This window comes from Microbacterium oxydans (genome assembly GCF_026559675.1).
Classification (GTDB): Bacteria; Actinomycetota; Actinomycetes; order Actinomycetales; family Microbacteriaceae; genus Microbacterium; species Microbacterium oxydans_D.
In genome coordinates this window covers 1-14,029 of the sequence record NZ_CP092891.1, presented here as the reverse complement: position 1 = coordinate 14,029, position 14,029 = coordinate 1, and the positions used below count along the sequence as shown (strand labels likewise).

At 66.9% G+C, this 14,029-nt stretch carries 11 protein-coding genes; 1 reads left to right on the top strand and 10 read right to left on the bottom strand.

Going from position 1 to position 14,029, the window contains the following annotated elements; translation table 11 throughout:
* Positions 1–69 precede the first annotated feature (69 nt).
* From MME74_RS00055 to MME74_RS00045, 3 genes are read right to left on the bottom strand one after another with little or no spacing between them, the layout of a single operon-like run.
* Positions 70–1,017 carry a hypothetical protein gene (locus MME74_RS00055; RefSeq protein WP_267416579.1) on the bottom strand — a complete coding sequence of 316 codons (948 nt, stop codon included), beginning with the start codon at positions 1,015–1,017 and terminating at the stop codon, positions 70–72.
* Complete coding sequence (locus MME74_RS00050; protein ID WP_267416578.1) at positions 1,014–1,703, bottom strand: LuxR C-terminal-related transcriptional regulator; 690 nt, start codon at positions 1,701–1,703, stop codon at positions 1,014–1,016. Before MME74_RS00050 ends, MME74_RS00055 begins: the two co-directional genes overlap by 4 nt.
* Complete coding sequence (locus MME74_RS00045; protein WP_267416577.1) at positions 1,691–2,959, bottom strand: sensor histidine kinase; 1,269 nt, start codon at positions 2,957–2,959, stop codon at positions 1,691–1,693. The genes MME74_RS00050 and MME74_RS00045 overlap by 13 nt, the downstream gene beginning before the upstream one ends.
* A 125-nt stretch (positions 2,960–3,084) precedes the next feature.
* Here MME74_RS00045 and MME74_RS00040 point away from each other — a divergent pair, with 125 nt between their 5' ends.
* Positions 3,085–3,795 (top strand): VIT1/CCC1 transporter family protein, encoded by a 711-nt coding sequence (locus MME74_RS00040; protein WP_267416576.1) that lies wholly within the window; start codon positions 3,085–3,087, stop codon positions 3,793–3,795.
* 76 nt (positions 3,796–3,871) lie between these two features.
* Here the strand turns inward: MME74_RS00040 and MME74_RS00035 are convergent, their stop codons facing one another.
* From MME74_RS00035 to dnaA, 7 genes are all read right to left on the bottom strand, one after another.
* Positions 3,872–4,276 (bottom strand): DUF3566 domain-containing protein, encoded by a 405-nt coding sequence (locus MME74_RS00035; RefSeq protein WP_267416575.1) that lies wholly within the window; start codon positions 4,274–4,276, stop codon positions 3,872–3,874.
* Positions 4,273–6,825 carry a DNA gyrase subunit A gene (gene gyrA, locus MME74_RS00030; RefSeq protein ID WP_267416574.1) on the bottom strand — a complete coding sequence of 851 codons (2,553 nt, stop codon included), beginning with the start codon at positions 6,823–6,825 and terminating at the stop codon, positions 4,273–4,275. Before gyrA ends, MME74_RS00035 begins: the two co-directional genes overlap by 4 nt.
* A gap of 44 nt (positions 6,826–6,869) precedes the next feature.
* Complete coding sequence (gene gyrB / locus MME74_RS00025; protein ID WP_267416573.1) at positions 6,870–8,939, bottom strand: DNA topoisomerase (ATP-hydrolyzing) subunit B; 2,070 nt, start codon at positions 8,937–8,939, stop codon at positions 6,870–6,872.
* Positions 8,940–9,057: 118 nt separating this feature from the next.
* Positions 9,058–9,561, bottom strand: coding sequence for a DUF721 domain-containing protein (locus MME74_RS00020; RefSeq protein ID WP_267416572.1), 504 nt, complete (start codon positions 9,559–9,561; stop codon positions 9,058–9,060).
* Positions 9,554–10,762 carry a DNA replication/repair protein RecF gene (recF, locus tag MME74_RS00015; RefSeq protein WP_267416571.1) on the bottom strand — a complete coding sequence of 403 codons (1,209 nt, stop codon included), beginning with the start codon at positions 10,760–10,762 and terminating at the stop codon, positions 9,554–9,556. Before recF ends, MME74_RS00020 begins: the two co-directional genes overlap by 8 nt.
* 235 nt (positions 10,763–10,997) lie before the next feature.
* Positions 10,998–12,140, bottom strand: a complete 1,143-nt coding sequence (gene dnaN, locus MME74_RS00010) for a DNA polymerase III subunit beta (protein WP_267416570.1) — start codon at positions 12,138–12,140, stop codon at positions 10,998–11,000.
* A gap of 497 nt (positions 12,141–12,637) precedes the next feature.
* Positions 12,638–13,906 carry a chromosomal replication initiator protein DnaA gene (gene dnaA / locus MME74_RS00005; RefSeq protein ID WP_416383353.1) on the bottom strand — a complete coding sequence of 423 codons (1,269 nt, stop codon included), beginning with the start codon at positions 13,904–13,906 and terminating at the stop codon, positions 12,638–12,640.
* Positions 13,907–14,029: the final 123 nt, after the last annotated feature.

Sequence of the window (14,029 nt, the reverse complement as noted above, 5' to 3'; positions counted from 1 at the left end):
TTACCGGAGAATCACGGAAAATCCGAATCGAGGGCGAGGACCCCGTGAAGCCCTCGCCCTCGACGGTGTTCAGCGTCCCGGTCGGATGGTCGCGGTGCCGGCCGAGAGGGAGACGTCGATGGTCCGTCGCGCACTCGAAGCCTCGTCGATCTTGGCGTTCAGGGTGCCGGCGCTGATGTCCTGCGTGATCGCGTACTCGACGTCGGGCACGGTCAGATCGAGCGATCCCGCGCTCACGTCGATGCTGGTCTGCGACGGCGGCGTGCCAGTCAGCTGCACCGTCAGATCCCCCGCCGAGACACCCAGATCAGCCTGGTCGACGCCGTCGAGCAGGATGTCGGCCCGGCCGGCGCTCATCTGCACGTCGAGCTCCCTGGCGGCACCTTCCACGTCGAGCGCACCAGCGCTGACGCTGACATCGAGAATGCCGAAGTCTCCGACCACGTCGAGGCTGCCGGCGTCGAGGGTGAGGTCGGCGTCGAGCTGAGCTCCGCGCAGGCTCTCCGGCAGCGTGAGCACCGCGATCTCCTCGTCGCCGAACCAGTTGCCGAACCACCAGCCGAACACGCCCTGGGGGCTCTGGACGACCAGCTCGTCGCCGTCGCGCTCGAACGTCCAGGCCGTGCCGCGGCTGTTGGTGATCGCGAGCTCCGCCTCGTCGACGTCTCCGAACTCGACGCGCATGCTGCTCGCGTCGGCGTCGAGGTCGATGCTCTCGATGCCGTCGACGCCCACCGTCTGCACGGAGTCGGGTCGACTGGACGAGACGATGGTCCCGGCCGCGGCCGCCGCGGCCGTGCCACCGGCTCCCAGCAGGGCGAGGCCGCCCACGACGGCGGTCACGACCATGACGGCCGTGGCGCCGGAGGAGCGACGGGCACCGGTCGTGTCGGTCGGAGCCGGCTGCGGGGCCGGCTGCGGGGCTGCCGGCTGCGGGGCCGACGTCTGCGGCGGGGAAGCGGGCGGCGGGGTGAACGGCGTGTGCTCGTTCGGGACGCCGTTGTCGTCGGTGGTCATCGTGCCACTCCTGTCTGGCCGGTCGGCGGCGTCGGGCCACCGGTGTTCTCGATGTGGGCGAGGGCGGCGAGCACGCGGCGGTTGCCCGACTCGTCCTGCTCGAAGCCCAGCTTCTGGAAGATGGAGGTGATGTGCTTCTCGACGCTGGCCTCCGAGAGGAACAGCAGTCCGGCGATCGCCTGGTTCGACTTCCCCTCGGCGATCAGGGCGAGCACGGTGCGCTCGCGTTCGGTGAGCCGCAGCATCCGATCGTCACGGTTCCGTCGCGTCAGCAGCTGCGCGACCACCTCGGGATCGAGCACGGTCGCGCCCTCCGAGATCCGCTGCACGGAGGCGAGGAACTCGGCGACGTCGGCGACGCGATCCTTCAGCAGGTAGCCGAGTGGGCCGCCCTGCGCCGCGATCAGGTCCGATGCGTACCGCTCCTCCACGTACTGCGAGAGCACGAGGAGAGCGAGCGACGGATGCGTCGACCGGAGGCCGAGCGCGGCACGGATGCCCTCGTCGGTGAAGGTCGGAGGGAGGCGCACGTCCAGGATGCACAGGTCCGGCGCGGTGTCGACGACGACGGTCTCGAGACCCTCGATGTCCGGGAGAGCAGCGACCACCTCGTGGCCGGCGTCTTCGAGCAGACGGACCAGGCCCTCGCGCAGGAGGACCGAGTCCTCGCAGATCAGGATGCGCACGGTACGTTCACCTCCAGGCTGGTCGGCCCGCCCTGCGGACTGTCGAGACGGAACGTCCCGCCCGCGGCCAGGATGCGGTTCGCGATGCCGTCGAGGCCACCACCCGGCTGCACCTGCGCGCCGCCGATGCCGTTGTCCTCGACCCGCGCCCAGAGCGTGTTGCCCTCGCGGAGCCGCACGATCACTCGCGCCTCGCTGGCTCGGGAGTGCTTCGCCGCGTTGGTCAGAGACTCGGCGATCGAGAAGTAGACGGCGGCCTCGGCCTCGCGACTGCAGCGGCCGTCCATGCGCACGTCGAGGTGCACGGGGATGTGCGACCGCCCGGCGAGAGCCGAGAGAGCGGCGTCGAGGCCACGGTCGTCGAGCACGGAGGCGTGGATGCCGCGGGCGAGCTGCCGCAACTCCGTGATGGCCGCCTTGGTCGACGTGTGGGCTTCGTTGATGAGCTCCTTCGCGGCATCGGGATCGTTGTCGATCTTCTGCTGCGCGAGTCCGAGCGTCATGCCGACCGAGACGAGCCGCGGCTGGACGCCGTCGTGCAGGTCACGTTCGATCCGCGTGCGCTCCACATCCGCGGCACGCACCGCTCCCTCCCGCTGCGCGGTCGAGGTGCGCACCCGCTCGGTCAGCTCGGTCTCCTTGCTGCGGATCACGATCGCGAGCGAGAGCGTGCGGTGCAGGAGCGCGAGGCCGATCATCCCGACCACGCAGGCGGCGATGCCGAGGATGCCGACCAGCGGCGCCCAGGCGACGGGGATGCCGCCGCCGCCGAACGGTCCCATCACGGAGTCCGCGGCGGTGAGCGGGGCGAACGAGATGATGATCGACCAGACCAGGCCCCAGAAGAGACGGAGCACGACGAAGCCGAGCACGGCGGCGATCGCGAAGTTGGCGACGGCGCGCCACATGCGCCCGTCGATCGCCTGACGTCCGAGAGCACGGAGCCAGCCGCCGAACCCGGGACGGTCGCGCGGCTGCAGTCGCAGCGGGGCGATCGGGGTGCGGTACAGCGAGCCGACGCGCGCCACCTCGAACCAGCCCAGCCCGTAGAGCGCGTAGACCAGCCCGACGAGCAGGACGAGGCCGACGCCGGCGGCGAAGAGGAGGCCGAGGCCGGTGCCGAGGAGTCCGCCGAGCATGCCGAAGATGGCGCCACCGAGGGCGCCGACGCCTGCGAGATGCAGGATCGTGAGGAAGATGCGCAACGGCGGCTTCACCGCCGTTGCGGGAGCCGGGGTCGCAGTCTGAGTGGTCATGCTTCCAAGGTACGGCGGGGCCGTCGGGCTGGACACCGAGTCATCCGGACACTCGGCTTCGGGTTTTCCGTAATGCCTGTCGCGTGATTCCCCTCCTCGGGACTCCTTTCTGCTTCACTGGGGGCATGACAGCCCATGAAGGCGAGCCGCACGGCACGGGTCTCGGTCAGCGACTGAACTGGCTGCGCGCGGGAGTGCTCGGCGCGAACGACGGCATCGTCTCGGTCGCCTCGCTCGTCGTCGGTGTCGCCGGCGCGACCACCGACAACGCCGCACTCCTCACGGCGGGCATCGCGGGCCTCGTCGGCGGCGCGATCTCGATGGCACTCGGCGAATACGTCTCGGTGAGCAGCCAGCGCGACAGCGAGCGCGCCCTGATCGCAAAAGAGCGGGAGGAGCTGCGGACCATGCCGACCGCCGAGCTCGCCGAGCTGACGCAGCTCTACCGCGACCGCGGGCTCACCGAGGAGACCGCTCACCAGGTGGCGAAGGAGCTCACGGCGCACGACGCGCTCTCGGCCCACCTGGAGGTGGAGCTCGGCATCGACCAGAACGACCTGGTCAATCCCTGGCACGCCGCGATCTCGTCCGCGGTGGCCTTCACCCTCGGCGCTCTGCTTCCCCTGCTCGCCATCCTGCTGCCGCCGCCCGAATGGCGCGTGCCCGTCACCTTCGTCGCCGTGCTCCTCGCCCTGGCGGTGACCGGAGCCGTCTCGGCCCGGATCGGCGGCTCGGCCCCGGTGCGCGCCTCCATCCGCCTGGTCATCGGCGGGGCGCTCGCCCTGGCCGCGACGTGGCTGATCGGCACCCTGCTCGGCACCACCGGCGTCGTCTAGCCGCACCCCGGGAGACGACGAAGGGCGGATGCCGGAGCACCCGCCCTTCGTCGTCGTTCCGGAGAACGCTGGAGCGTCAGTTCGACATGAAGCCGACGAGCAGTCCGCCCGTCACCTTCACGGCGAGGTTGTAGATGCCCGCGACCACGGCGCCGAGCACCGTGAACACGATGAGGTTCAGGATCGCGACGACGGCCGCGAAGGCCATCACCTGCGGCAGACCGACGACCGCCGACAGCACGAACGCGTTGTCCGTGACGCTGGCGAGGAACTTCTCGGCCGTGGTCATGATGTTCGTCGCCTGCAGCACCAGGAAGATGAGGAAGAACGAGACCATCGTCACGACGGCGAGGGCGACCGCGCCGAGGAACGACAGCTTCACGGCCGACCAGAAGTCGACGTAGACCAGACGAAGTCGGACCTGCTTGCCGCTGGTCTTTCGTGTGGACTTCTTCGCCAGCTTGTCGGCAACTGTGCTCATGCGTCTGTATCCTCGGGGGTCTGTGTCGTCTGGGGGGCCTCGGTATCGGCATCCGCATCCGCCTCGTCTTCGGTGAGACCACGCTCACCGTTACGGGCGATGGCAAGGATGCGATCGGCCTCCGTCGTCCGGGCGAACACCACTCCCATGGTGTCCCGACCCTTGGCGGGGACCTCGGCCACGGCAGAGCGTACCACCTTGCCGCTGGACAGAACCACCAAGACCTCGTCGTCCTCGGCGACGATCAGACCGCCCGCGAGAGTGCCCCGATCGTCGTTCAACTTGGCGACCTTGATGCCCGTTCCCCCACGTCCCTGGACGCGGTATTCCTCCACCGCGGTGCGCTTCGCGTAGCCGCCGTCGGTGACCACGAACACGAACTTGCCCGGCGCGGCGACGGATGCCGACAGCAGGCAGTCCTCGTCGATCTTGAACTTCATGCCGCGCACGCCGGCCGTCGCACGGCCCATCGGACGCAGCGCCTCGTCGGTCGCCTCGAAGCGCACCGACATGCCGCGGCGGCTGATGAGGAGGATGTCGTCCTCCGCGTTCACGAGAAGTGCGCTGACGAGTTCGTCCTCGTCGTTCAGACGGATCGCGATGACGCCGCCCTGACGGTTGGTGTCATACGCCTCGAGCCGGGTCTTCTTGACCAGACCCTCGCGCGTGGCGAGGACCAGGTAGTCCGCCACCCCGTAGTCGCGGATGTCGAGCACCTGAGCGATGCTCTCGTCCGGCTGCAGCGCGAGCAGGTTCGCGACGTGCATGCCCTTCGCGTCGCGACCGGCCTCCGGCACCTCATATGTCTTCGCGCGGTACACGCGGCCCTTGTCGGTGAAGAACAGCAGCCAGTGGTGCGTCGTGGTCACGAAGAAGTGCTCGACGATGTCGTTCGCCCGCAGCTGCGCACCCTTGACGCCCTTGCCGCCGCGGTGCTGCGAGCGGTAGTTGTCGCTGCGCGTGCGCTTGATGTAGCCCTCGCGCGTGACGGTGACGACCATCTCCTCCTCGGCGATGAGGTCTTCCATCGAGACGTCGCCGTCGAAGCCGTGCAGGATGTGCGTGCGACGCTCGTCACCGAAGCGGTCGACGATGCCGGTCAGCTCCTCGCGGATGATCGTGCGCTGACGACCCTCGTCGGCGAGGATCGACTTGTAGTCGGTGATCTGCGCCTCGAGCTCGTTCGCCTGGTCGATGATCCGCTGCCGCTCGAGTGCGGCGAGGCGACGCAGCTGCATCTGCAGGATCGCGTCGGCCTGGATCTCGTCGATGTCGAGGAGCTTCTGGAGTCCCTCGTTCGCATCCGCCGTGGTCTGCGACCGACGGATGAGGGCGATGACCTCGTCGAGCGCGTCGAGTGCCTTCAGGTATCCGCGCAGGATGTGCATGCGCTTCTCGGCCTCGCGCAGACGGAACTCCGTGCGACGGACGATCACGTCGATCTGGTGCGCGATCCAGTGCGTGATGAAGCCGTCGATCGCGAGGGTGCGCGGCACGCCGTCGACGATCGCGAGCATGTTCGCGCCGAAGTTCTCCTGCAGCTGCGTGTGCTTGTACAGGTTGTTCAGCACGACCTTGGCGACCGCGTCACGCTTGAGCACGACCACGAGACGCTGACCCGTACGGTCGGACGACTCGTCGCGGATGTCGGCGATGCCGGTGATCTTGCCGTCACGGGCGAGGTCGCCGATCTTCACCGCGACGTTGTCGGGGTTGACCTGGTACGGCAGCTCGGTGATGACGAGGCAGGTGCGGCCCTGGATCTCCTCGACGTTGACGACCGCGCGCATCGTGATCGAGCCGCGACCCGTGCGGTACGCCTCGTGGATGCCCTTGGTGCCGAGGATCTGCGCACCGGTCGGGAAGTCGGGGCCGGGAACGCGCTGGATCAGACCGTCGAGCAGTTCCTCGCGGGAGATCCCGGGGTTGTCGAGCGCCCAGAGAGCGGCGTCCGACACCTCGCGCAGGTTGTGCGGCGGGATGTTCGTGGCCATGCCGACCGCGATGCCGACCGAGCCGTTGACGAGCAGGTTCGGGAAGCGGGCCGGGAGGACCGTCGGTTCCTGGGTCTGACCGTCGTAGTTGTCGGTGAAGTCGACCGTGTCCTCTTCGATGTCGCGCACCATCTCGAGCGCGAGCGGGGCCATCTTGGTCTCGGTGTATCGCGGAGCGGCGGCGCCCATGTTGCCGGGGGAGCCGAAGTTGCCCTGACCGAGAGCGAGCGGATACCGCAGCGACCACGGCTGCACCAGTCGCACGAGGGCGTCGTAGATCGCCGAGTCGCCGTGCGGGTGGTACTGGCCCATGACCTCGCCCACCACACGGGCGCACTTCGAGAACGACTTGTCGGGACGGAATCCGCCGTCGTACATGCCGTAGATCACACGGCGGTGCACGGGCTTGAGTCCATCGCGGACGTCGGGGAGCGCGCGCCCCACGATGACGGCCATCGCGTAGTCGAGGTAGCTGCGCTGCATCTCCGACTGCAGGTCGACCTGATCGATCTTGCCGTGGTCGTGTTCCGGCTCGGTGCGTTCTTCGTCAGTCATCAATCAATCTCTCTGTCACACATCTGGTCTGAGCCCGCGGGGCGTCAGATGTCGAGGAAGCGGACGTCCTTGGCATTGCGCTGGATGAAGCTGCGTCGGGACTCGACGTCCTCGCCCATCAGCACGCTGAAGATCTCGTCGGCTGCGGCGGCGTCCTCGATGGTGATCTGCTGCAGGGTGCGCGTGGTGTGATCCATCGTCGTCTCCCACAGCTCCTTCGGGTTCATCTCACCGAGACCCTTGTAGCGCTGGATGCCGGCATCCTTCGGGATCCGCTTGCCGTTCTCGATGCCGTGCTTGAGCAGGGCATCCCGCTCGGCGTCGCTGAAAACGTACTCGTGCGCCGAGTTCGACCACTTCAGGCGGTACAGCGGCGGCATCGCGAGGTACACGAAGCCGGCCTCGATGAGACCGCGCATGTAGCGGAACAGCAGCGTGAGCAGCAGCGTGGTGATGTGCTGACCGTCGACGTCGGCATCCGCCATCAGCACGATCTTGTGATAGCGCGCCTTCTCGATGTCGAACTCTTCGCCGATGCCCGTGCCGAAGGCCTGGATCATCGCCTGGACTTCCTTGTTGCCCAGTGCCTTGTCGAGACGTGCGCGCTCGACGTTGAGGATCTTGCCTCGGAGGGCCAGGATCGCCTGCGTGTGCGGGTCGCGACCCTGCACCGCGGAACCACCGGCCGAGTCACCCTCCACGAGGAAGATCTCGCTGATGGACGGATCCTTGCTCGTGCAGTCCTTGAGCTTGTCCGGCATGGCCGCCGACTCGAAGACGCTCTTGCGGCGCGCGGTCTCCCGCGCCTTGCGGGCGGCGAGGCGGGCGGTCGCGGCGTCGATCGCCTTGCGGATGACGTTCTTCGCCTGGTTCGGGTTGCGCTCGAACCAGTCGCCGAGCTGATCGCCGACGACCTTCTGCACGAACGCCTTCGCCTCGGTGTTGCCGAGCTTCGTCTTGGTCTGACCTTCGAACTGCGGCTCGCCGAGCTTGATCGAGATGACCGCGGTCAGGCCCTCGCGCACATCGTCGCCGGAGAGGTTGTCGTCCTTCTCCTTGAGGAGGTTGTTCGCACGGGCGTACTTGTTGACCAGGGTGGTCAGCGCCGCGCGGAAGCCCTCCTCATGGGTTCCCCCCTCGTGGGTGTTGATCGTGTTCGCGTAGGTGAAGACGTTCTCGGTGTACGAGGTGGTCCACTGCATCGCGACCTCGAGGGAGATCTTGCGCTCGGTGTCCTCCGATTCGAAGGCGATGATCTCGTCGTTGACGACCTCGGCGTGACGCACCTTGTTGAGGTACTCGACGTAGTCGACCAGACCGCGCTCGTAGAAGAACACGTCGCCCGGCTGCTTGGTGACGGTCGCGCCGTCCTCCTCGACCTCGTAGGCGGAGGACTCGCGCTCGTCGCGCAGCTCGATGCGCAGCCCCTTGTTGAGGAACGCCATCTGCTGGAAGCGCGTACGGAGCGTGTCGTAGTCGAACTCGATCGTCTCCGTGAAGATCGACGCGTCCGGCCAGAACGTGATGCTCGTTCCGGTGTCTTCGGTCGCCTCGCCCTTCTCGAGCTTCTGCTGCGGGATGCCGCCGTCGGCGAAGCTGTGCCGCCAGACGAAGCCCTTCTGCTTGACCTCGACGTCGAACCGCGTCGAGAGCGCGTTCACGACGGAGGATCCGACGCCGTGCAGTCCGCCGGAGACGGCATAGGCGCCGCCGCCGAACTTTCCACCGGCGTGCAGGATCGTCAGCACGACCTCGACGGTCGACTTGTTCGGATCGGACGAGTGCGGGTCGACGGGGATGCCACGGCCGTTGTCGACCACGCGGACACCGCCGTCGGCGAGCATCGTCACGAAGATCGTGTCGGCGTAGCCGGCCAGGGCCTCATCGACGGAGTTGTCGACGATCTCGTACACCAGGTGGTGCAGACCGCGCGGACCCGTGGATCCGATGTACATACCGGGCCGCTTGCGCACGGCCTCGAGGCCTTCGAGGATCTGGATCGAATCGGCGCCGTACTCACCGGGCTGCTTCGCCTTGGGTGCAATGGTGCCCTCGGTTGCGGGGGTTCCCCCGGTGTTCGATTCCGTCTCGTCAGCAGGGGATTCAGGCGTCATCAGAGGGCATTCTCCACATCGATATCACGAACTCCCATTCTAGCGGAGTTTCGTCGGGAAATGCCGCTCAACGGCCGTGTGTGCCCCTCTGAGCGTTTCGGACCCCTTGCGTGGTGCCCTACCCGTAGGTATCGCGCGGACCCCGTCCTGGAACGGCTCTGGGACCCCATTTCCAGGAGGGAACGTCCGGTCCGATGAAGCGCAGGTTCTCCACGCCGGCGTCCGGATACCGTCGGCCGATCTCGGTGAGAATCGTCGCCCGCATGAACTGCAGGTTCTTGGCCCAGGCCGTCGAGTCGCATTTCACGGTCAGCAGACCGCGCTCAAGCGACACCGGCTCGGAGTGCTTGGCCGTGTCCGCGCCGGCCAGATCCGCCCACTGTCGGACCAGGTCTTCACGGGCGAGAGTGATCTGCCACCCGGAGTCGCGACTCAGTTTGTCGAGCACATCGCCGAGGGCACCGGGATCCCGGCCGGGGGTGAAGGGCGCGTTGTCGTCATCGGTCGTTATCCGACGCTTGCGCTTCCAGCTCTTCGAGCTCGGCTGCAGACCGCGGAGACGGAGGTAGGTGCCGACGGTCTCCGGAACATCGGCGGCCGGGGTCGATGCGGTGTCAGTCATCGTCTCCCGGTTCCTGAGCCTGCTCGCTGGCCCGCTCGTCGCTGATCGTTCCGGCACTGATCCGCACCACGTGGGCGTGCAGCACCTCGGGGATATCCTCCTCCACCGCCGCCGTGACCACCACCTGCTCGTATCCCGCGGTCAAGGCGGCGAGCCGCTGGCGTCGGTCGGCGTCGAGTTCGGCGAAGACGTCGTCGAGGATCAGCACCGGATCCCCGGCGGGGGACTCGCTGCGCAGAAGCTCGGCCGATGCGAGTCGGAGAGCGAGCGCCACCGACCAGGATTCGCCGTGTGAGGCATACCCCTTCACGGGGAGATCGCGGACTCGGAGCACCAGGTCGTCACGGTGCGGTCCGGTCAGGGTCAGCCCGCGGTCGATCTCATTCGACCGCTTCGCCGCCAGCGAGGCGCGGAACAGGTCGGCGATATGGGCCGGGTCGAGCATGTCGACGGGTGCGGCATCCTCGGCATCGGCTGCATCCTCGTCCTCCTCGGGATCGCTGCCGCGCACCGACAGCGCCCACTCCAGGCGAGGTCGGTGATCGGCGCCGGCGATCGCCTCGTACGCATCGGCGACCGGCTGCTGCAGATCCGCCGCCAGACGCTGTCGCGCCGTGATGATCTCCGACCCGAGCGCGACGAGCTTGTCGTCCCAGACATCGAGCGTGCTCAACCCCTCGCCACGGATGCCGCGAGCTCGTGCGGACTTCAGCAGGGCATTGCGCTGTTTGAGCACCCGGTCGTAGTCGGCGAGCACGGCCGCCATCCGCGGTGTGCGCTGGATGAGGAGCTGGTCGGAGAATCGACGACGCGCCGAGGGGTCTCCCCGCACGATCTGCAGATCCTCCGGCGCGAACAGCACGACATGCGCGTAACGCGGCAGCTCGTTCGGCTTCGACGGCGAGCCGTTGATCCGCGCCTTGTTGGAACCCTGCCGGTTGACCTGGACTTCGGCGAGGACACGACGCTCACCATGGGAGAGGCGGGCACGGATGACCGCGAACTCCTGGCCGTCACGGACCATGGGCGCATCCGACGACACTCGGTGGGAACCGAGCGTCGCAAGGAACACGACCGCCTCCGCCAGATTCGTCTTGCCCTGCCCGTTACGCCCCACCAGAACGTTCGGGCCACGGTGGAGCGTGAGTTCAGCGGTCGCGTAATTGCGGAAATCGACCAGACTCAGGTGCTCCACAATCACGGAGTCAGCCTACCTTCGGGGTCTGACACGGAGACTTCTCTGACTTCTGTTCGTGTGGGTCGCAGGTGGCGATGCACCCTTCGCTCGCAGAGCGGGGACCCTCCCGCTTCGCGGGCCCCTCCCGATGCTCGCTCCGGGAGCACCGCCACCTGTGACGGTTCCGGAGTTCGGCTAACGGCTGATCCGGGGACGTTTCGGGTATATCCGGGAACGTTCCGGGGAGGTGGGAGGAAGGTCAGCGGAGAAGGAGGTTGGGCTGAAGGAGGTACTTGAACGAGTCGAGACCGGCCTGGTCGACCGAGGTCTGGCTCGTGATCAGCACGGGGCTCAGCTTGTTGGCGTTGTCGCTCGACGTGAACGTCACGCGCACGAACTCGCTCTTCACCGCACCGAGAGCCTCGATCAGGTACTGCGGGTTCAGGCCGAGCGTCACCTCGTCGCCACCGGACAGGATCGCGTCGACCGACTCGGAGGCACGGGCGTGCTCGCTGCCCGAGGCGTCCATCGTCACGCTGTCGTGGGAGAACGTGAACCGCAGCGGAGCGGCACGGTCGAGCACCAGCGACACGCGGCGGACGGCCTCGACGAGGTCGGCGGTGTTCACGACCGCGTAGTGATCGGTCTGCTCGGGGAACAGGCGGCGAACCGGCGGGAAATTGCCCTTGATCAGCAGCGATGTCACGGTCTTGTTGCCGGCGGTGAAGGCGATGATCTCGCGGTCACCCGCTCCGGAGAACGCGACCTGGATGGTGCCGGCGTGGCCGAAGGTCTTTCCGACCTCGAGCAGCGTGCGGGCCGGGACCAGGGCCGTCGCCTCGACGGCCTCCCCGTCCCACGGCACGTCACGCAGCGAGACGCGGTAGCGGTCGGTGGCGACCAGGCTCAGGTTGTGACCGGAGACCTCGAGCTGCACACCCGTGAGCACGGGGGTGACGTCGTCACGCGACGCCGCGAACCCGACCTGCGCGATCGCCGTGCCGAAGTCATCGGCCGGAACGACGCCCGATGAGCCGCTGACCTCGGGGATCGACGGGTATTCCTCGACCGGCATGGCCGCGAGGGTGAATCGGGCGGAGCCGCAGGTGACGGTGATGCCGCCGTCTTCCTCGACCGCGATCTCGATCGGGGCGTTCGGGAGACGGCTGGCGATGTCGGAGAGAAGCCGGCCGTGGACGAGGATCGTGCCCGGAGTGTCGACTGTGGCTTCGATGGTCGTGCGAGCGGATGCCTCGTAGTCGAACGCCGAGAGCGTCAGACCGGATCCGTCGGCTTCGATGAGCACTCCGGCAAGGATCGGCTGCGGATTCCGCTGGGGAAGCAGCTTGACGACGAACGACACAGCCTCGCTGAAGACATCGCGGTTGACCTGAAACCTCACGGGTGCTCCCTTGTCGTCGAACTGTGACGCGTTGTCGTCGTCCCTGCCGGTGCAGGGCTTCCCATGCTAGCCCCACAGTCCGGCGTATCCCTACGCCGGAGTTCCTGTCATCCGTTCGTCCGGTTCTCCCCACCGTCTGGTGATCGGATCGCGCCTTGAATGACTTAACTCCTTAACGGTGTTAACAGCTGTGGATACTGTGGATAAGTCGGTGGATAGCAAGAGCGAGTAGGGAACTACACAGTTGTCAGTTGTGGAAACCCTGAGGAATCCGCGGGTTACCGGCAGGTGGGTCGATCCGGACCCCCTTGGAGTTATCCACAGGTTTGGGCGATCAGCCCACATTCGTCCCGATGGAATCCACGGTCATCCACAAGTTATCCACATGTGCATAGAGGCATCTATCCGGCAGTCAGAATCCCTGTCGGGCACACAAAAAAGTGGAGGTGGGCACCCGATCAGGTGCTCACCTCCACTTTTTCTGAAGACTCGGCGCGTCAGCGTCTTCCGAGCTGCGTGGTGATCTCGGTGACCTGGTTGTAGATGGAGCGGCGCTCCTTCATGAGCTCGCTGATCTTCTTGTACGCGTACATGACCGTCGTGTGGTCACGGTTGCCGAACAGCTGACCGATCTTCGGGAGCGAGAGGCTGGTGCGTTCGCGGCACAGATACATCGCAATCTGCCGTGCGGTGGCGATCTGCTGCGAACGGCTCGAGCCGTACAGGTCGTCGACGGTGAGTTTGAAGTACTGCGCGGTCGCCGTGATGATGTCGGTCGGCGAGATGATGTTGTCCTCGGCCGTGTCGATGATGTCGCGGAGCACGGTCTGCGCGAGGGAGATGTCGAGCGCGGAGCGATTCAGGCTGGCGAACGCCGACACCCGGATGAGAGCGCCCTCGAGCTCCCGGATGTTCGAGGACACCACGGTCGCGATGTACTCCAGCACCTCGTCGGGGATGTGGAGGGCCTCGCTCTGTGCCTTCTTGCGGAGGATCGCGATACGCGTCTCCAGGTCGGGCGCCTGCACGTCGGTGATCAGGCCCCACTCGAAGCGGCTGCGCATCCGATCCTCGAAGCCGGTGAGGTGCTTCGGGGCGACGTCACTAGTGATCACCACCTGCTTGTTGTGATCGTGCAGCGTGTTGAAGGTGTGGAAGAAGGCCTCCTGCGTCTCCGCACGACCCTGCAGGAACTGGATGTCGTCGATGAGGAGGATGTCGACGTCGCGGTATCGAGCCTGGAAGGCGGCGCCGCGGTTGTTCGCGATCGAGTTGATGAAGTCGTTCGTGAACTCCTCGCTCGACACGTAGCGGACCTTCACCCCTGCATAGAGGGACTGGGCGTAGTCGCCGATCGCGTGGAGGAGGTGCGTCTTGCCGAGTCCGGAGTCGCCGTAGATGAACAGCGGGTTGTACGCCTTGGCCGGCGCTTCGGCGACGGCGACCGCCGCCGCATGGGCGAAGCGGTTGGACTGCCCGATGACGAAGTTGTCGAAGGTGTACTTCGGGTTCAGTCGCGATTCGTGGCGCAGCTGGGTCGGCTGCTCCATCGGCGACTCGACGCGGATCTGCTCCTGTCGTCCGAAATCGCCCACCGCGATCGGTGCGGTCGGCTGCTCGGCCAGCTCGTGGTTCACCACCACGCGGTAGGAGGTGACCTCATCGCCGATGTGGGAGAGCGCCTCCATGATCGGCAGCCGGAGACGCTTGTTGATCTGCGCGGCCGTGAGATCGTTCGGGACTTCGAGGTACAGGGTGGCAGCCATCACGCCCGCGGGAACGGCGAGGCTCAGGAAGCCCTGCAGTTGCGGCGTGACGCGATCGTCATCGACCAGAAGCTCCTGCACCGTGGTCCAGATGGGGACGTCGGGCTGGGCAGGTGATGACAT

Coding starts and splice junctions, on each gene's coding strand:
- gyrA (WP_267416574.1), bottom strand. CDS start 6,825: ATGACTGACGAAGAACGCACCGAGCCGGAACACGACCACGGCAAGATC.
- MME74_RS00020 (WP_267416572.1), bottom strand. CDS start 9,561: ATGACTGACACCGCATCGACCCCGGCCGCCGATGTTCCGGAGACCGTC.
- MME74_RS00040 (WP_267416576.1), top strand. CDS start 3,085: ATGACAGCCCATGAAGGCGAGCCGCACGGCACGGGTCTCGGTCAGCGA.
- gyrB (WP_267416573.1), bottom strand. CDS start 8,939: ATGACGCCTGAATCCCCTGCTGACGAGACGGAATCGAACACCGGGGGA.
- MME74_RS00045 (WP_267416577.1), bottom strand. CDS start 2,959: ATGACCACTCAGACTGCGACCCCGGCTCCCGCAACGGCGGTGAAGCCG.
- dnaA (WP_416383353.1), bottom strand. CDS start 13,906: ATGGCTGCCACCCTGTACCTCGAAGTCCCGAACGATCTCACGGCCGCG.
- MME74_RS00035 (WP_267416575.1), bottom strand. CDS start 4,276: ATGAGCACAGTTGCCGACAAGCTGGCGAAGAAGTCCACACGAAAGACC.
- MME74_RS00055 (WP_267416579.1), bottom strand. CDS start 1,017: ATGACCACCGACGACAACGGCGTCCCGAACGAGCACACGCCGTTCACC.